General features: G+C 36.6%; 14 protein-coding genes. 7 read left to right on the top strand and 7 right to left on the bottom strand.

Translation table 11 applies throughout. The features are described 5' to 3' along the window. Position 1: 1 nt before the first annotated feature. The 3 genes from NHF50_RS13385 to NHF50_RS13375 are packed head-to-tail and all read left to right on the top strand — an operon-like array spanning position 2 to position 3,540. Positions 2–1,033, top strand: a complete 1,032-nt coding sequence (locus NHF50_RS13385; RefSeq protein ID WP_252776928.1) for a carbohydrate binding domain-containing protein — start codon at positions 2–4, stop codon at positions 1,031–1,033. Beyond that, positions 1,033–2,244, top strand: coding sequence for a glycoside hydrolase family 26 protein (locus NHF50_RS13380; protein ID WP_252776927.1), 1,212 nt, complete (start codon positions 1,033–1,035; stop codon positions 2,242–2,244). The genes NHF50_RS13385 and NHF50_RS13380 overlap by 1 nt, the downstream gene beginning before the upstream one ends. Positions 2,245–2,250: 6 nt before the next feature. Then, positions 2,251–3,540, top strand: a complete 1,290-nt coding sequence (locus tag NHF50_RS13375; RefSeq protein ID WP_252776926.1) for a cellulase family glycosylhydrolase — start codon at positions 2,251–2,253, stop codon at positions 3,538–3,540. On the opposite strand, the gene NHF50_RS13370 is transcribed toward NHF50_RS13375, so the two are convergent. From NHF50_RS13370 to NHF50_RS13355, 4 genes are all read right to left on the bottom strand, one after another. Beyond that, complete coding sequence (locus NHF50_RS13370; protein WP_252776925.1) at positions 3,537–4,502, bottom strand: aldo/keto reductase; 966 nt, start codon at positions 4,500–4,502, stop codon at positions 3,537–3,539. The genes NHF50_RS13375 and NHF50_RS13370 overlap by 4 nt on opposite strands. A gap of 70 nt (positions 4,503–4,572) precedes the next feature. After that, entirely contained in the window at positions 4,573–6,855 is a 2,283-nt protein-coding gene (bglX, locus tag NHF50_RS13365) for a beta-glucosidase BglX (protein ID WP_252776924.1), read from the bottom strand. Continuing rightward, positions 6,852–8,225, bottom strand: coding sequence for a sialate O-acetylesterase (locus NHF50_RS13360; RefSeq protein ID WP_252776923.1), 1,374 nt, complete (start codon positions 8,223–8,225; stop codon positions 6,852–6,854). Before NHF50_RS13360 ends, bglX begins: the two co-directional genes overlap by 4 nt. Continuing rightward, positions 8,218–9,309 (bottom strand): SGNH/GDSL hydrolase family protein, encoded by a 1,092-nt coding sequence (locus tag NHF50_RS13355; protein ID WP_252776922.1) that lies wholly within the window; start codon positions 9,307–9,309, stop codon positions 8,218–8,220. The genes NHF50_RS13360 and NHF50_RS13355 overlap by 8 nt, the downstream gene beginning before the upstream one ends. Positions 9,310–9,535: 226 nt before the next feature. On the opposite strand from NHF50_RS13355, the gene NHF50_RS13350 reads away from it, so the two are divergent. Beyond that, complete coding sequence (locus tag NHF50_RS13350) at positions 9,536–10,348, top strand: universal stress protein (RefSeq protein ID WP_245896410.1); 813 nt, start codon at positions 9,536–9,538, stop codon at positions 10,346–10,348. A 60-nt stretch (positions 10,349–10,408) separates the two neighbouring features. On the opposite strand, the gene guaB is transcribed toward NHF50_RS13350, so the two are convergent. After that, the gene (guaB, locus tag NHF50_RS13345; RefSeq protein ID WP_109570123.1) at positions 10,409–11,881 is read right to left on the bottom strand and encodes an IMP dehydrogenase; all 1,473 of its coding nucleotides are present in this window, start codon (positions 11,879–11,881) and stop codon (positions 10,409–10,411) included. Positions 11,882–11,961: 80 nt separating this feature from the next. On the opposite strand from guaB, the gene NHF50_RS13340 reads away from it, so the two are divergent. Continuing rightward, a complete protein-coding gene (locus tag NHF50_RS13340; RefSeq protein WP_146193478.1) occupies positions 11,962–12,699 on the top strand; it encodes a hypothetical protein in 738 nt (245 codons plus the stop codon). A gap of 3 nt (positions 12,700–12,702) precedes the next feature. On the opposite strand, the gene NHF50_RS13335 is transcribed toward NHF50_RS13340, so the two are convergent. Together NHF50_RS13335 and NHF50_RS13330 are read right to left on the bottom strand one after the other, a co-directional pair. After that, complete coding sequence (locus NHF50_RS13335; RefSeq protein ID WP_252776920.1) at positions 12,703–13,572, bottom strand: hydroxymethylglutaryl-CoA lyase; 870 nt, start codon at positions 13,570–13,572, stop codon at positions 12,703–12,705. Between the two features lie 19 nt (positions 13,573–13,591). Continuing rightward, a complete protein-coding gene (locus NHF50_RS13330) occupies positions 13,592–14,629 on the bottom strand; it encodes a quinone-dependent dihydroorotate dehydrogenase (protein ID WP_109570120.1) in 1,038 nt (345 codons plus the stop codon). 130 nt (positions 14,630–14,759) lie between these two features. Between NHF50_RS13330 and pepT the strand changes: the two genes are divergently transcribed. Continuing rightward, on the top strand, positions 14,760–15,998 hold the full coding sequence (gene pepT / locus NHF50_RS13325) for a peptidase T (RefSeq protein WP_252776919.1): 1,239 nt from the start codon (positions 14,760–14,762) through the stop codon (positions 15,996–15,998). A 76-nt stretch (positions 15,999–16,074) separates the two neighbouring features. Further along, positions 16,075–18,294 carry a M20/M25/M40 family metallo-hydrolase gene (locus tag NHF50_RS13320; RefSeq protein ID WP_252776917.1) on the top strand — a complete coding sequence of 740 codons (2,220 nt, stop codon included), beginning with the start codon at positions 16,075–16,077 and terminating at the stop codon, positions 18,292–18,294. Positions 18,295–18,297: the final 3 nt, after the last annotated feature.

Below are 18,297 nucleotides of genomic sequence, written 5' to 3'. Positions count from 1 at the left end.
AATGAAACATTATACTCTTTTCTCGGTATTGTTCCTTTTTTGTCTGTTTTCTCATGCACAAAAAAATATCGTTAAAAACGGAGGCTTCGAGTCGGATCTGCAATATTGGAATGGTTCTTCAGCAACCATCTCTCCTTATGATAAAAAAACAGGAAAGAACAGTTGCTTAATCAATCAATTTACCGGTAGCGAATGGAAAGGAATAGACCAGACTGTTAACATTCCGAAAGAAACATTTGCTTTAGAATGTAGTATATGGATAAAAACCGATGCGATTTCCGGAGGGAAAGAGCCTTATAACGCAGGCGTAATGACTGTAGAGTTCCTGACCTCTTCCGGAAAAAATATCAGTTATGAGAATATAGCTCAGATCAAAGGTTCTACCGCCTGGACTGAATATACAAAAACGGTTTTAGTCCCTTCTGATGCTAAAAAGATCCGAATTATGCTCGCGCTGGCTCAAACCGACGGTACTATTCTATTTGATGAAGTACAAGTTAATAAAATTTCTGAAGAGGAATACCATTCCACGGTACAAAAGAAAACCTCAGAAAAAGAGCAAAAAACCATAGTAAAAGTTATTGAACCGGTCTATTTCCAAAACGGTGATTTTGAAAACCAATTAGAATACTGGACAGGTAAAGCCCGTATAACCGACAAAAGCCATCAGGGAAAATTTGCAGTACTGGTATCTTCTCCGGCAAATGAATGGACTGCAATCGAACAGTCAGCAGACCTTCCCGAAGGTGCCGGGAAAATTCATATTTCAGGTTGGTTAAAAGCTGAAAATATTGTTCGGGGAAAAGAACCTTGGAACAACGGAATGTTTATCATTGAATTTACAAAAGACGGAAAAAATAAAACATCGGAAGACCAGCTTCTGGGAACTGTTACCAACTCTACTGAGTGGTTGTACTTTGAAAAAACATTAAGTATTCCTAAAGAGACAAAAAAGTTCAGGATCATGTTAGCATTAAGCAATTGTACAGGAAATTTATATGCTGACAACATCCAAATTAAATACTTCAGATAATGAAAAAAATATTTTTTTTCTTTTACACTACTCTTTTAATCGCTTGTTCCTCAACAGAGGAATCAAATTCCGTTGCTACTACAAATACAACAAATAACAACGGTATAACGCCTCAAAACGTGAGGAACTATATGGTTGATCCTAATGCTACTGATGAAACCGTTGCTTTGTTCTACAACCTGAAAAAAATGGCTGAAACAAAGTTTGCTATAGGTCAACAAGATGCTTTTAACAGCTTTTACAATAACGATAGCTCACAATCAGACATCAAAAAATCGACCGGATATGATCCCGCTCTTTTAGGATGTGATTTCATGTTCATTACGGATGATAATAACACAGGAGAAGCTTCTAATTGGTTCTACCAACAAGAATTAAAAATTATAACAGATGCTAAACAGGCGTATGACAATGGTATGTTTGTTACTTTTTCATGGCACATGCGCGAACCTTATGAGGGCCAAGAATTTTACACAAGTGAAATGACCGATTTCCAAAAATACAATGCTTTGATCAGTCTCCTACCCGGCGGTACAAATCATGAGTATTACAAAACAAAACTGGATAAAATAGCTACTGTATTAACTAACCTGAAAGGAACTGATAATAAACAAATTCCTGTCATTTTAAGACTATTTCACGAATTTGACGGAGGATGGTTCTGGTGGGGAAGCCAGTGGTGTACTGCAGCCCAATATCAGCAGTTATGGCAATTTACTGTTGAGTATTTAAGAGATACTAAATCAGTTCACAATATTCTCTATGCTTTTTCTCCTGACAATTCTTATAATACAGAAAGTCAGTATCTATCACGTTATCCGGGAGACACTTATGTTGATATTTTAGCAATGGACAATTACGGAGATTTTAATAATCAAGGTACTTCAGGAGCAACAACGGCAAACAATAAATTAAAAATGCTTTCTGATCTGGCTATTGCAAAGAAAAAAATTGCAGCTTTGAGCGAGACCGGCTATCAGGTTAGCAATGCCAATCCTCCTATAAATGGTTGGTTCTCGAATTATTTATATACTGCTTTAACCGATCAGAACATCCAAATTGCATATACCATGTTCTGGTATAACACACAAGATGCTTATTATGTACCAACCCCAACTAACTCTAATGTAAACGATTTTATAGATTTTACTAACAAGCCCAAAACGACTTTAGTAAATAATTTACCGAACTTGTACCAATTACCAAACTAAAAAATTATGAAAGCTATCCGTGCCTTTTTGCCCCTTCTTTTGATTATTATTTGTATTTCCTGTAATGTCGAAAAAGACAGTTTTATCAGCATTAAGGAATCTCAATTTATCAAAAACGGAGAACCTTATCATTATGTAGGAACTAATTACTGGTATGGAGGTCTTTTAGGCTGTAAAGAAGGTAATCAAAGTCGTTTACTAAGAGAGTTAGATGACTTAAAATCTAATGGCATTGTCAATCTAAGGATTATGATTGGTGCTGAAGGCGGAGATCAGGATTATACTGTAAGAGAACCTTTGCAACCTCAACAAGGTGTTTTTATTGAATCCCGTTTAGAAGGACTCGATTTTCTTTTATCGGAAATGAAAAAAAGAGATCTGACAGCTATTCTTTATTTTACGAACAATTGGGAATGGAGCGGCGGAATGGCTAAGTACTTAGAATGGAACGGATACGGCGTAGTTCCTAACCCTAATATTGCACCTAATACCTGGCCGCAATTCATGGCTTATACAGCACAGTTCCATACTTGTGAACCGTGTAAAGAAGCTTTAAAAAGTTACATCAAAAAAATTATTACCAGAACTAATTCTGTTTCTAAAGTAAAATATTCAGATGACCCAACTATTATGGCATGGGAAGTAGCCAATGAACCTCGTGTTTTTACTCCGGAAAATGAAAAAGCTTTTACAAATTGGTTAAATGATGTGACCGCCTATATTAAATCTTTAGATAAAAACCACTTGGTAACAACAGGCTCAGAAGGGAAAGCCGGTTCTAACGATGATCTGCTTACTTTTGAACGTACACACAATAATCCGAATATTGATTATTTGACCATGCACATCTGGCCTAAAAACTGGGGTTGGTATAAAATTGAAGACGAGGCTGGCTCTACTCCTGTTGCTATTCAAAATACACTGAACTATATAGAAGAACATATAAAAGTAGCTAAAAAGCTAAATAAGCCTATTGTTTTAGAAGAATTCGGTTATCCGCGAGTTCAGGAAAACTTAGACAGAAATGCATCAGCGGCATACCGCAATCAATTCTATAAAGCTGTTTTCCGGCGCTTGGACAAAGCTATTCAGACTAATGAACCTTTTGTTGCTTTGAATTTTTGGGGTTATGGTGGTTTCGGAAAGAACAATCCTGAAAATGGTAAATGGAATATTGGCGATGACTATACTACTGACCCACCACAAGAGCCGCAAGGTCTGAACTCCGTTTTTGCTACAGAAAAAAGTACCTTAGCTCTTATGAAAGACTTTAATTCTAAGTGGAATAACAACTAAATTATTCCACTTAGAATTGATTCTATTTGTTGCAATTCCTCTTCTGAAAAAGTCAACTGCTCTAAACTTTTTAAGTTTTCGTATAATTGCACAACAGAACTGGCACCTATTAAAACAGAAGTAATTCTTCTATCTTTTAACAACCAGGCGATAGCCATTTGTGCTAACGTTTGGTCTCTTTTTTGTGCCAACTTATTTAACAATTGTATCTTTTGAAGAATGTCTTCCGTTATGTCTGTTGTTTGTAAAGATCCGTTAGGATTTGATGCTCTTGAACCGGCAGGAATTCCTTTTAAATATTTAGAGGTTAATAGACCTTGCGCTAAAGGAGAAAACGCGATACATCCTACTCCATTCTCTTCTAAAACATCTAATAAGCCATCTTCAGGTGAACGCTCAAACATAGAATATTTAGGTTGATGAATTAAGCAAGGAGTTCCCAGATCTTTCAGAATCTTTATGGCTTCCTGAGCCTGCTCAGCATTATAATTACTAATCCCTGCATAAAGTGCCTTACCGCTTTTCACGGCATAATCAAGAGCCATCATGGTTTCTTCAACGGGAGTTTCAGGATCCGGACGATGCGAATAAAAGATATCCACATATTCCAGATTCATTCGTTTCAAACTTTGATTTAAACTCGTAATCAGGTATTTCCTAGAACCCCAATCTCCATAAGGTCCGTCCCACATCTTGTATCCGGCTTTCGTTGAAATGACTAATTGGTCTCGCATAAAACCTTGAAAATTCCGTTTAACGATTCCTCCGAAGTTTTCCTCTGCTGATCCCGGAACCGGCCCGTAATTATTTGCTAAATCAAAATGTGTGATCCCATTATCAAAAGCATTGACAATTATTTGCTCTGCATTTTTAAGATCATCAAAAGAACCGAAATTATGCCATAGCCCTAAAGATATTTGTGGTAACAAAAGTCCGCTTTTCCCACATCTGTTGTAATTCATATTTCTGTTTTTTTTACACAAAAAAGGATTGATGAAAGATCATCAATCCTTTTCAAAACCCTAACAAATTCTAGTATAAATGAAAAACACTATTCTTTGTATCAGAGGAGCTTGTTCCTATAAAAATTTGAAATTTACCGGATTCAACAATAAATTCTCCTTCACTATTATAAAAACCTAACTCTTTTTCAGTTAGTACAAACTCTACGGTTTTAGACTCTCCCTTATTCAGAGATATCATTTGAAAATCTTTTAATTCTTTTACCGGCCGGGTTAAACTTGCCACTACATCACGAACATATAACTGTACCACTTCCTTACCATCATAATTTCCAGTATTCTTAACTGTTACAGAAGCTTTTACAGGTTCTCCTTTTTTATAACTTTCTTTATCAAGAGTTATTTCTGAATACTCAAAAGTAGTATAACTCAATCCGTGACCAAAACTCCAAAGCGGTGTTTTTTCTACATCGCTGTAATGCGTCCAGAACACATTGTTATCTTTATCGATTGGTCTTCCCGTAGCATAATAATTATAGTAAATCGGGCATTGTCCCACATTTCTAGGAAATGACATCGGTAACTTACCGCTAGGATTGTAATCTCCATAGAGCACCTGAGCAACAGCATTTCCTGTTTCAGTTCCTAATTGCCAGGCTTCTACTATAGCCGGGATATGTTTGGCTGCCCAAGGTAAAGCTAGCGGACGTCCGTTATTCAAAACCAAAACAATATTGGGATTCACTTTGTACACTTCTTCTAAAAGTTCTTGCTGTACACCCGGAAGTCCAAGTTCTGTTCTGCTCCTTGCCTCTCCGGTCTGAAACCCGTGTTCCCCGAGAACCATTACTACTATATCACTTTCTTGAGCCGCTTTTTTTGCTGCTTCAAAGCTACTTTTATCAGTAGTGTTGATTTGAACTTCCTGAATAAAACTTACCGAACCTATAGTTACATCTGCTCCTTTTTCATAGCCCAATCGGTTGCCTGTATATTGCTGCATTCCTTCTAAAACAGATACAGCAGTTTCATCATCCGATGCTATGCGCCAACTTCCTAACGGACTGGTTTTATCTGCTGCCAAAGCACCGATTAAAGCAATTCTTTTACCTGTTTTAGGTAAAGGAAGTAATTGTTTGTCATTTTTCAGTAATACAATTGACTTTTTAGCCATATCCAATACAGCTTCTCTGTTTTCTTTACTTCCAATAACCTTTTGCTCGCGTTTTTCATCACAATAGCGATAAGGATCATCAAACAACCCTAATTCAAATTTTACACGCAGAATTCTTCTCACTGCATCGTCAATCAGTTTTTCATCTACTTTCCCTTCCCGAACCAATTTCGCTAATTCGTATACATATAAATGCGACTCCATGTCCATATCAGCTCCGGCTTCAACTGCTTTCAAAGACGCTTCTGTTCCGTCTTCTGCAAATCCCCAATTGATCATTTCTCTGATGGAAGCCCAATCTGTAATCACAAAACCGTCAAAATTCCATTTGTCTTTTAAAATATCACGTTGTAAAAACTTACTTCCTGTTGCCGGTACACCATTTAACGTATTAAATGAGTTCATAAACGTTCGCACTCCTGCATTTTTAGCAGCTTCAAACGGAGGCAGTACTAAATTATATAATGTTGGCATTCCGATATCTACCAAATTGTATTCCTTTCCGGCCTCCACAAAACCATAAGCTGCAAAATGCTTGGCGCAAGCTGCAATAGTATTAGGCAATCCTAAATCTTCTTTAGTCTCACCCTGAAAACCTTTTACTCTTGCTTCAGCTACCTTACTTCCTAAAAAAGCATCTTCTCCGGCTCCTTCCATAACCCTGCCCCAACGAGCATCTCTGGAGACATCTACGTTAGGTCCGAATGTCCAGTTAATACCAGAAGCAGAAGCTTCACCGGCTGCTACCTGAGCTGATTTTTTAATCGCTTCCATATCCCAACTTGCTGCTTCCGCCAGTGGTATAGGGCTTAACGTTTTGTAACCGTGAATCACATCAAAGCCAATGATCAGCGGAATTCCTAAACGGGTTTCCTCTACAGCTATTTTTTGTACGGCTTTAACTTCTTTTACACCTCTGACAGTTAACATGGAACCAACCCAACCTTTTTTAAGGTGCTCATACTTTAAAGCTGCCGAACCTCCTTCCGGAGCCGGACCGGTTACGTCCCAAAATCCGTTATATTGATTCATCTGACCTACTTTTTCTTCCAAGGTCATCTTTTGCAGTAACTGTTCTATTCTGGTTTCAATAGGCTCTTGTTGCTTCATTTTCTTTTTCTTTTGTGCATGGGCATAACTTCCCATGATAAGTAAGGTTAAGATGATTGTTCGTTTCATGGAATGGCAATTTTAAAAGTAGAAGCCGGTAATTCAGCTTCATTGAACAAATTAGACTGAACAGCATTTCCCCAAGCAAAACGGATGTATTCAGGATACTTTACTTTAGAACAACCGACTATTACTTTCCCTTCTACTATTTTGGCTTTCGCCTGATAAAAAACTCCATCATTTCCGGCAATTTCAAATAAATTCTCTTTGGTCGTAAAATGAAGGCTCTCGTTATGTTCAAAAGTAAGTTCAACTCCTTTTTTAACCTTTTTAGCACTTTGGATAGCCGGACTTTCAACAGTTCCTTTTAAAACATTATAATGCTGTTTTAAAGCCATATCCGCTAATCGGGTTCCTACCGTTTTTTTATTGGTCGGATGAATGTCATTTAAAGTTGCCACATCACTGATCACAACCATTCCTGTTTTTGGCAAAGCCAAAACTTGTCGCTGTAAATCACGGGTCATAGCAGCATAAGTACCTTCTCCTTCATATTGATAAGGTGCGATCTGTACATAATAAAAGGACAATTCCTCTTTCCATAGTTTTCGCCACGATTGAATCAATTCGGTAAATAATTGTTGATATGTAGATTCTCCTACATTACTTTCTCCTTGATACCACAAAAAGCCGGCTATTTTATAACCAATCAAAGGATAAATCATGCTGTTGAATGTTTTAGAAGGTTCAACCGGACAATATTCTGACAACTTACGGTCAATGGCCGTTTTATAATACGATTTATCATTTGAAAATACATTCTTAGGCATCCAGACTTCTGCCGGAGTACCTCCCCAAGCTGAAACAATCAAGCCCACCGGAACATCCGGTTCTATTTCCTGTAACCTTCTGGCAAAATAATAAGCAACGGCACTATTTTTTCGCATGGTTTCCGGAGTACAAGTTTCCCAATTGCCAATAGCATTGACCTGAGGATAATCGGCTGTGACCTTAGCAGTCCTGAAAAAGCGGATCTCAGGAAAATCAGCTTTTGCTATTTCTTCTTCTTTATTGTCAATTCCCCAATCGGCCGTCATTTCCATATTAGACTGCCCGGAACAAAACCAAACTTCTCCCAACAAGACATTGGTTAATTGCAATGTATTGTAACCTTTTATTTCCACTTCATAAGGTCCGCCCGCTTGTATTGTCTCAATGGTTAGTTCCCAATAAGCATTCGAATCGGCTTCGGTCTTATATTCTTTTTTATTCCAAGACGGAATTACTGAAACGGGTTCTTTTGGATTTGCCCAACCCCAAATCTTTACTTGTGAATTTTGCTGTAAGACCATTCCATCCGAAAAGCACGAAGGTAAATTTACTTCTGCATTCATAACTTGAATTAAAAACAAACTAAAAATTACAACAATTTTATTCATTTAGTATTTTTTTAAAGGTTTCTTTCAATTGCTGAGCCATAAACTTATGATCTTCTACATCCGGATGGTAATCACATCCTTGGGGTTCCATAGGCTTGTACTCAAAAATAGTAATCGGTTTATGTACGGTGTCTGTTTCAAAAGCTTCTTTAACTTTCTTTAAACATGCCATAAAAACATCGTTTTTTTCTCCTGAAACCATAGGACTGTTCAGTAAAACAAGCTGTGTATCCGGATAACGATTATAAATAGTCTTTATAAACTTGATATAGTTTGCTATGTATTTTTCTTCATTAAAAGGCAAACGTTCCTTTTTACCATCCCCGTCAGACAGGTCATTAGTTCCCAAACATATACTTACTAAATCCGGTTGGAAATCAGTGTTGAAAACTTTAGAAGTATCTTTATCTAAATTTAGATTTTCATAGACCTCCGGTAAATTAGGTTCTGACTCATGTTCATCGTTCCAATTGCGGTACATACCATAACCGGAAACAGAGCTCAGCAAGAAATCGGCATTCAGTTCTCTGGCTAAAACTGGACCATAAGCCCAATATGCATTATGTTGATCGAACCAGAAATCGGTGCTATGACATGGAATTGTCAGATCATTTCCCATGCCACATGTAATGGAATTCCCGATAAATTCAATTCTCTTTTTAGATTCTGCCGAAAAGGGGACTAAATTTGTTATTCCTGAGCCATCGAATAAGACTTTTCCATTGGCTGCTTCTGTTGCTTTAAAAACTTTTACATGATGAATAGTATCTTTTGTTTCTTCAATTTTTACCTTTTCAATACCTATTGAATCAATTGTAAACCGCCCTTTGTAAAACCCGTCTATCTCTAAAACATAATAATTATGATGTTTCCATGTATCAACACTCTCCATGTTAAACTCACAACTATTCCCTTTGTAGCTGAATTCAATTGAAGAAGCCGATCCCAACAGGTAGACCTTACGATCTGAAACGGCGTCAACTCTTCCGCTGGTATGAAACAGTGTTTCAGTTATTTTTTCTTTTTCTCCTGCACAACCTGCTAGCAAAAAAGCTAAAGCAAAAACTTTATAATTAATATTCATTTTTCAAAAAAATTAAGGATTATAAAATTAAGGCTATTTTTTTTGTACAAATAATACAATTACATCAAATTGTTATCAAAAAATAAACTATATCTGTAATGAATCAATCTTATTCTAAGTTTCTTAAAATACGCTTAACCTCTCTTTTTTTAACGTTAATTATTCTAATAAAACTGGTTAAAATGCTTAAATTTGTTAGAGTACATAACAAAATAAAACTAAACTTATGATGACCATAATTGCCACAACTGACTTTTCTGAAATCGCTCAGAATGCAGTTCAATATGCGGCTAACTTAGCTAAAGCAGCCAATATGAATTTAGTACTTTTCCATGCTTTCAATCCACCTATACACGCATCTAATGCGCAATTATCAGCAGAAACTTTTCAGAAACTGTTTGATATTAATTCAGAACGTTTGAAAGAGTTGGCTAAGGAATTAAAAAAGGAACACCATATTGAAACCCAATCAGAGATCACCTATTCTTTTGTTGAAGAACATTTAGTTACTTGCATTGAAAAATACAATGCCGGTTTATTAGTATTCGGTATGGCTGAAAAAAGCTTAGAACAGGAATTAATGGGTAATACAACAACCTCAGCTATCAGGAACATTAATATCCCTATAATCTCTGTTCCGTTAGAGACAAAATTCACACCGTTAAACAGAGTTTTATTTGCCTGCGATACACCGGATGAAATTCCGAGCCATGCTACTTCGCTCATTAAAAGCCTGATCGCTGCTCAAAATACAGAAATAGAAGTTTTCAGTGTTGATACAACTGTTGAAAAAATCAAAAAGGACAATCCTAAAACAAAAGAAGACGACGAAAAGGAGATCAACTATTATTACAAAAATATACAGTCGAAAGAAGTTATCGATGAAATTAAAAAAGAGATCAAAGATTTTAATGCAGACCTGTTAATTATGATGCCTAAAAAATATGGCTTTTGGGACTCAATGGTTCACAGAAGTAAAACCAGAGTTATGGCGTCGGGTTTAAGCATTCCGCTTTTATCTATACCTGCAAGCTATTAAAAATAAAAAGCTCCTAATAAACGGAGCTTTTTTATTTACTTAATATAAAATTCAATCTATTTATCTGGAATAATTCGGTGCTTCTTTAGTAATCGTAACATTATGCGGGTGACTTTCTCCGATACCGCTGGCTGTTAAACGAACAAAACGACCTACCTCTTGTAAAGTCGGAATATTTTTTGCACCGCAATATCCCATTCCGGCACGTAGACCTCCGATAAACTGAAGCATACTTTCCGCTAATTCGCCTTTATAAGGAACACGCCCTACAATTCCTTCCGGAACTAATTTTTTAACATCATCTTCCACATCTTGAAAATAACGGTCTTTAGAACCTTCTTTCATAGCTTCAACAGACCCCATTCCTCTATAAGATTTGAATTTTCTTCCTTCAAAAATAATAGTCTCACCCGGAGATTCTTTGGTTCCTGCCAATAATGATCCGAGCATAACACAATCTGCTCCTGCTGCCAAAGCTTTAGGAATATCTCCTGTATAGCGGATACCGCCGTCAGCTATAACCGGCACTCCGCTGCCTTTAATTGCTGCAGCAACTTCGAGTACGGCTGAAAACTGAGGAAAACCGACACCTGCGACAACACGCGTTGTACAAATGGATCCCGGACCTATACCTACTTTTACACCGTCTGCTCCGGCTTCTACTAAATATTGAGCGGCTTCCGGTGTTGCAATATTACCTACTACAACATCTAACTGAGAGAATTCCGCCTTAACTTTCTTTAAAACGTCTACTACACCTTTTGTGTGTCCGTGGGCCGTATCAATTATAACCGCATCAACACCTGCATTTACCAAAGCTCTGGCTCTTTCAACAGCATCAGCTGTAACACCTAATGCCGCTGCAACTCGTAAACGACCGTATTGATCTTTATTAGCCATTGGTTTCAAGGTTAATTTAGTGATATCTCTAAATGTAATTAAACCAATCAGTTTGAAGTCATCGCTAACAACCGGTAATTTTTCAATTTTATTTTCTTGCAAAATTTCTTCTGCCTGCGCTAAAGTTGTTCCTTGCTTAGCTGTAACCAGATTTTCAGATGTCATTACTTCTGTAATGGCTCTTTTATTGTCTTTTTCAAAACGCAGATCTCTATTGGTTACAATTCCTTTTAAAGTCATATCCGTATCCACTACCGGAATTCCTCCGATACTGAATTCTTTCATCACTCGTTTTGCATCTCCTACATTTGCTTCTAAGGACAAAGTAACCGGATCAATGATCATTCCTGACTCGGCACGCTTTACTTTGCGCACTTCTGCTGCCTGGCGCTCAATTGACATGTTTTTATGCAAAACACCTATTCCGCCTTCTCTCGCAATAGCAATTGCCATATCACTTTCGGTAACAGTATCCATTGCTGCCGAAATAATAGGAACGTTTAATGATATATTTCTGGAAAATTTACTTGAAATATTTACTTCACGAGGAAGCACTTGGGAATAATTAGGAATTAAAAGGACGTCATCATAGGTTAGACCTTCACCTACGATTTTTGAGTTGTGTGCTTTCATCGCAATCTGTTGTAGTTGTTAAATTGCATGCAAATATATAAATTTACTTCCACATTCTAAAACTTTAATACCAGTTTATCATGCAAAGTCTGTCACTTCATATTTTAGAGATCCTATTAGTTGTATTTATAATCTTAGGGATGCATTTTTATAAAAAAAGAGTCGGAATAGGAACGCTTTATGTTTTTATAGGAACGATCCAATTCTTTCAGACGTTATTAGTTTCTAACGTGTATGATAATTATTTAGGGGATTACAGATTTTCACCAGGTTCCACTATATTTTACACTTCTACTCTGTTTGCTATATTACTTTTCTTTCATACTGAAAACCTTGTCAAGACCAAAAGCCTTATTTACGGAATCTTGATCGCTAATATATCCATTACATTCTTTTCTCAATTCTTATTAGTACAAGACCACAGTATTGAACAATCCAGCGGACTGCTTTTAGAAGAGATATTGAGTTTTGAATTGACAATTTTCCTGATCGGGACAAGTTTACTTTATTTAGAAGCAATGTTTATCTTGTTATTTTATGATTTCTTAAATTATAAATTCAAGGATAAAGGTACCTTCCTGAAGATTTTTACAACGATGTCACTTGTATGCATCTTTGATTCTATTGCGTTCTATACGTTCTTTTATTTTACTCATGATAACTTTAAAGATCTGATCATTGGCAATATCATAGGAAAACAGATCACAGTGGGGCTATTTTCTATTTGTCTTTATTTCTATCTGAAATTCAATAAAAACATAAAACCGAAACGAACTCCAAGTGACTTTAAGGAAATATTGAAGATATTTACTTTTTAGTTTCTAGTGGTAGTAATTAAAAACTTTTAACGCCTCATTATAAGCGCTTTCAAAACTCATGGCACGACAATTGGTCTCTGCTTTTTGTGTATTGAAATAGGACAACAACTTCTCTGTCGGCATGTTTCCGGTTAAATCGTCCTTAGCCATAGGACAACCTCCATAGCCTTTTATTGCTCCGTCAAAACGTTTACATCCGGCTTTATAAGCTGCATCCACTTTTTCATGCCATGAATCCGGAGTTGTATGCAGGTGCGCCCCGAATTCAATATCCGGATATTCAGGAATCAAATTTGAAAATAAATAATTGATCACTTCCGGTGTTGAACTGCCAATGGTGTCTGAAAGGGATAAAATAGTAATTCCCATATTGGCCAATTTTTCAGTCCATTCGCCTACAATATCCACATTCCATGGATCTCCGTAAGGATTTCCGAATCCCATTGACAAATACGCCACGACCTCTTTATTAGTTCTGGCAGCTATATTTAATATTTCCTGCAAGGTTACAAATGATTCAGCAATTGTTTTGTGGGTATTTCTCATCTGAAAATTTTCTGAAATAGAAAACGGGAAACCCAAATATTGAATTTCGGAATGTACAGATGCTAACTCTGCTCCTTTAGTATTAGCCACAATAGCCAATAATTTACTTTTTGTTTGCGATAGATCAAGCTGAGCCAAGACCTCAGCAGTATCCTGCATTTGCGGAATAGCTTTAGGCGAAACAAAACTACCGAAATCAATGGTATCGAAACCTACTCTCAATAACGATTGAATGTACTGAACTTTTTTTTCTGTAGGAATAAAGGCTTTGATACCCTGCATGGCATCGCGTGGACATTCAATAATCTTTACCTGAGTAGTATTCATAAAAATCAAATGTAAAAAATTAATTCTTTTCTAACAGTTTTCGGTTGATCGCTTTAACTAAGCCCGGACCTTCATAGATGAAACCGGTATATAATTGTACCAAACTGGCTCCTGCTTCTAACTTTTCTATTGCATCTTCTGCCGAATGAATTCCTCCTACACCAATAATCGGAAATGCCTTATTACTCTTGTCTGAAAGAAAACGAATTACTTCAGTAGAACGCTTTGTCAACGGCTTTCCTGACAAACCTCCTGTTTCCTTTTGATTTTCCGAATGCAAACCTTCTCTTCCTATAGTTGTATTCGTTGCTATTACTCCGGCTATTTTCGTTTCTTTTACAATGTCGATAATATCCAACAACTGTTCGTTCGTTAAATCCGGTGCTATTTTCAACAAAATAGGTTTTGGCTTCTCTGCTCCGCTTGTTGTGGCAGGTTTTTCATTATTCAGATCCTGTAAAGTTTGTAACAACTTTGTTAACGGCTCTTTATCCTGCAACTCACGAAGATTAGGCGTATTGGGCGAACTCACATTAACTACAAAATAATCAACATAAGGGAATAATGCTTCAAAACAAATTTCATAATCTTTAACCGCTTCTTCATTAGGCGTTATTTTGTTTTTACCGATGTTTCCACCAATTAAAACACCTTTATTCTTTTTCAAACGCTCAACCGCTTCTTCTACTCCACCGTTATTAAACCCCATACGATTAATGATCCCCGAATCTTCTTTTAGGCGAAACAAACGCTTTTTAGGGTTTCCGGGTTGGGCTTTAGGTGTTAAAGTACCGATTTCTATAAAACCAAAACCAAAGTTTGACAACTCTTTATATAATTTTGCATCTTTATCAAAACCAGCCGCCAGACCAACCGGGTTTTTAAATTTTAAGCCGAAAACTTCTCGTTCTAAACGCTTGTCTTCAATACAATACAGTGCTTTAAAAAGGGAAGAAAAACCAATTTTATTCAGAAATCGGATCAAAGAAAATGTAAAGTGATGCACTTGTTCCGGATCAAAACAAAATAAAATAGGCCTTATAAATATTTTGTACATAATTTTTGTTGTGTTGCTTTGCAAAAATAAGAATTCAACAGTATTTATAATGAAATAAACTTAATAATTTACAATTCTTCAAAATTTAACCATAAGTAGTATATTTGTGTGAAATTTTAAAAAAGGCATCATGCAAGATATTATCAATCGTTTTATCAGTTACGTTACAATAGATACAGAATCCGATCCGAATTCTAATACTACTCCCAGTACAGAAAAACAATGGGATTTAGCCAACAAACTTGTGGAAGAACTAAAAGCTATGGGCATGCAAGACGTCACTATCGACGAAAATGCCTATATCATGGCAACCTTACCGAGTAATGTTGCTCATGATGTACCTACTATAGGTTTTGTAGCGCACTTTGATACAACTCCTGATTTTACGGGAGCAAATGTAAAACCTCAGATCGTTGAAAATTATGATGGTAGTGATATCGTATTAAATGCCGAACAAAATATTATCCTTTCACCCGATTATTTTGAAGATTTGCTTCAATATAAAGGACAAACTCTTATCACAACCGACGGAACTACACTTTTAGGTGCTGATGACAAAGCCGGAATCACAGAAATTATGACGGCTATGGATTATTTGATCAAGCATCCTGAAATCAAACACGGTAAAATACGTGTCGGCTTTACACCGGATGAAGAGATCGGACGTGGTGCTCACAAATTTGATGTCGAAAAATTCGGAGCTGAATGGGCTTATACAATGGATGGAAGTCAGATCGGTGAATTAGAATACGAAAATTTTAATGCGGCCGGAGCAAAAATCACATTTCAGGGGAAAAGTGTTCACCCGGGTTATGCTAAAGGAAAAATGATCAACTCCATGTTGTTAGCAAACCAATTCATTTCTGAATTACCGATAAATGAAGTTCCGGAGCGAACAACAGGTTACGAAGGTTTCTTTCACTTACACGATATTCACGGAAGCATTGAAGAAACTGTAGTAGAATTAATTATCCGTGATCACAATAAAGATCATTTTGAAGCACGTAAAGCTTTGATCCAAACTATCGCTGATAAGATCAATACTGCTTATGAAAAACAATTCGGCGGTCCTATTTGTGAAGCAATTGTAAAAGATCAGTATTTCAATATGCGTGAAAAAGTTGAACCGGTTTTCCACATTGTAGAAATTGCTGAGAAAGCAATGAAAGAATTAAATATAACTCCTATCATAAAACCGATCAGAGGAGGAACAGATGGCGCTCAATTATCTTTTAAAGGTCTACCTTGCCCTAATATCTTTGCCGGCGGACATAATTTTCACGGAAAATACGAATACGTTCCGGTTGAAAGTATGGTAAAAGCTACAGAAGTAATTGTAAAGATCGCAGAATTAACTGCACAAAAATAATTTATAAAAAGAGCTTTTTTAAAGCTCTTTTTTTATATTTGAGTCTTTAAAATAAATCTAAATAAAAACAACTTACATGACAAAATCTATAACTTCATTTCTACTCGCCTCTACTTTCTGCTGGTATGGTTTTGCCCAAGAAAGCAATTTAAAAAATCTAAGACAACTTACTTTTGGCGGTGACAATGCCGAAGCATATTTCAGTCCGGACGGCAAGAATCTTACCCTACAAATCACCAATCCGCAATTTGGTATACAATGTGATCAAATCTACATGCTGGATTTACAAAAAGACAACCACACTCCGGAAGATTTAAAACTGATCTCTACCGGATACGGACGAACTACCTGCTCATTCTTTATGCCCGACGGTAAACATATTTTATATGCTTCCACTCATGAAGGCGGACATGCTTGTCCTACTCCTCCCAAATCAACTGACGGCAAATATCTTTGGGCCATTTACCCTGAATACGATATCTATGTCGCTGACCTAAAAGGGAATATTGTAAAGCAACTCACCAATTCTCCGGGATATGATGCTGAAGCCGTTGTTTCTCCTGATGGCAAGAAGATTGTTTTTACCAGTACCCGAAGTGGAGATTTAGAACTTTGGATAATGAACATCGACGGTTCTGAAGTAAAACAATTAACATACGGTTTAGGATACGATGGCGGTGCATTCTTTTCACACGATAGTAAAAAACTGGTTTTCCGTTCGTCACGACCAAAAACCGAAGAAGACATCAAAGAATATAAAGAGTTACTAAGCAAAAATTTGGTAGCTCCTACCGAAATGGAGATTTACACCATTAATATTGACGGTACAGACCTGAAACAAGTAACTCATTTAGGCAAAGCTAATTGGGCTCCGTACTTTCATCCTTCGGATAAAAAGATCATTTTTTCATCAAACCATCATTCCACCAGAGGATATGATTTCCAATTGTTTATGATCGATACCGATGGAAACAATTTACGTCAAATAACATGGGAAAGCGAGTTCAATGCCTTTCCGATGTTTTCACCTGACGGAAAAAAACTGGTTTTCTCTAGTAACAGAATGCAAAGTAAACCGAGAGAGACTAATGTATTTATTGCCGATTGGGTAGATACTGATGAAGCCGAAATCGTAAACGATAAAAATCTAAAACAACATATCTCTTACTTAGCTTCTGATGCATTACAGGGTCGATTAACAGGTTCTGAAGGAGAGAAAAAAGCAGCAGATTACCTTGCAGCAGAGTTTAAAAAATTAGGTCTAAAACCATATAACAAGAAAAGTTATTTTCAAAAATTTGATTATAAAGTTCGCTTAAACCCTCATGACAGCACAAGTGTAAAAGCTAATAACGGAACCAATGTCATTGCCGTTTTAGACAATAAAGCAGACCGAACTATTGTTATCGGAGCACATTACGACCACTTGGGACTAAACGAACACCACCACTCTACAAAACCTAATTCTGAAGGAGAAATTCATAACGGAGCCGACGATAATGCGTCCGGTGTTGCAGGTGTCATGGAATTAGCCCGAATGTTATCGCAAAATAAATCCAAAGAAAATGTAAATTATGTTTTTGCCCTTTTCTCAGGTGAAGAAGATGGTCTGATAGGTTCCAAATTCATGGCAGAAACTTTAAAAGAAAAATTTCCGAAAGTGATCACTATGGTCAATATGGATATGATAGGACGCTTAAATAACAATAAAGCATTAGTAGTAGGCGGCGTAGGAACATGTCCGGATTTTTCAGAATTGATTGCGAAAAATAAACCAGCCGGATTCAATGTAACGGAAGAAAATACTGGAATAGGCCCGTCAGATCACACTTCATTTTATTTAAAAGATATTCCTGTTTTGTTTTTCTTTACAGGAACCCATACAGACTATCACAAACCAAGTGATGACGAGGATAAGATCAACTATTATGGTATAAGAGCTATTGTTGATTATGTCTTCAGAATTACGGATGCCATTTCAAATATGGATACGGTAACATTTACTAAGACTAAAGTCGAAGCAGGAAAAAAAGTCCCGGCCTACAAGGTAACATTAGGCATTATGCCTGATTATACAGATTATGGAGACGGTTTACACATTGATGGTGTTACTGACGGGCGACCTGCAGATAAAGCCGGAATACAATCCGGAGATGTTTTAACCCGAATAGGTGATTGTAAAGTAAAAGAAGTATATAGCTATATGGATTGCTTGTCTAAACTGAAAGCCGGTGACGAAAGAGAAGTAACCGTAATGCGTGATGGTAAAGAGTTGAAACTGAAAGTTGTTTTTTAATTA

Source organism: Flavobacterium sp. NRK F10 (assembly GCF_024054235.1).
Classification (GTDB): Bacteria; Bacteroidota; Bacteroidia; order Flavobacteriales; family Flavobacteriaceae; genus Flavobacterium; species Flavobacterium sediminis.
Note: the sequence above shows the minus strand (reverse complement) of the source record. Positions and strands in the feature narration are given on the sequence as shown.

Coding starts and splice junctions, on each gene's coding strand:
- NHF50_RS13350 (WP_245896410.1), top strand. CDS start 9,536: ATGATGACCATAATTGCCACAACTGACTTTTCTGAAATCGCTCAGAAT.
- NHF50_RS13375 (WP_252776926.1), top strand. CDS start 2,251: ATGAAAGCTATCCGTGCCTTTTTGCCCCTTCTTTTGATTATTATTTGT.
- NHF50_RS13320 (WP_252776917.1), top strand. CDS start 16,075: ATGACAAAATCTATAACTTCATTTCTACTCGCCTCTACTTTCTGCTGG.
- NHF50_RS13355 (WP_252776922.1), bottom strand. CDS start 9,309: ATGAATATTAATTATAAAGTTTTTGCTTTAGCTTTTTTGCTAGCAGGT.
- NHF50_RS13335 (WP_252776920.1), bottom strand. CDS start 13,572: ATGAATACTACTCAGGTAAAGATTATTGAATGTCCACGCGATGCCATG.
- NHF50_RS13385 (WP_252776928.1), top strand. CDS start 2: ATGAAACATTATACTCTTTTCTCGGTATTGTTCCTTTTTTGTCTGTTT.
- NHF50_RS13330 (WP_109570120.1), bottom strand. CDS start 14,629: ATGTACAAAATATTTATAAGGCCTATTTTATTTTGTTTTGATCCGGAA.
- guaB (WP_109570123.1), bottom strand. CDS start 11,881: ATGAAAGCACACAACTCAAAAATCGTAGGTGAAGGTCTAACCTATGAT.
- NHF50_RS13340 (WP_146193478.1), top strand. CDS start 11,962: ATGCAAAGTCTGTCACTTCATATTTTAGAGATCCTATTAGTTGTATTT.
- pepT (WP_252776919.1), top strand. CDS start 14,760: ATGCAAGATATTATCAATCGTTTTATCAGTTACGTTACAATAGATACA.
- NHF50_RS13380 (WP_252776927.1), top strand. CDS start 1,033: ATGAAAAAAATATTTTTTTTCTTTTACACTACTCTTTTAATCGCTTGT.
- bglX (WP_252776924.1), bottom strand. CDS start 6,855: ATGAAACGAACAATCATCTTAACCTTACTTATCATGGGAAGTTATGCC.
- NHF50_RS13370 (WP_252776925.1), bottom strand. CDS start 4,502: ATGAATTACAACAGATGTGGGAAAAGCGGACTTTTGTTACCACAAATA.
- NHF50_RS13360 (WP_252776923.1), bottom strand. CDS start 8,225: ATGAATAAAATTGTTGTAATTTTTAGTTTGTTTTTAATTCAAGTTATG.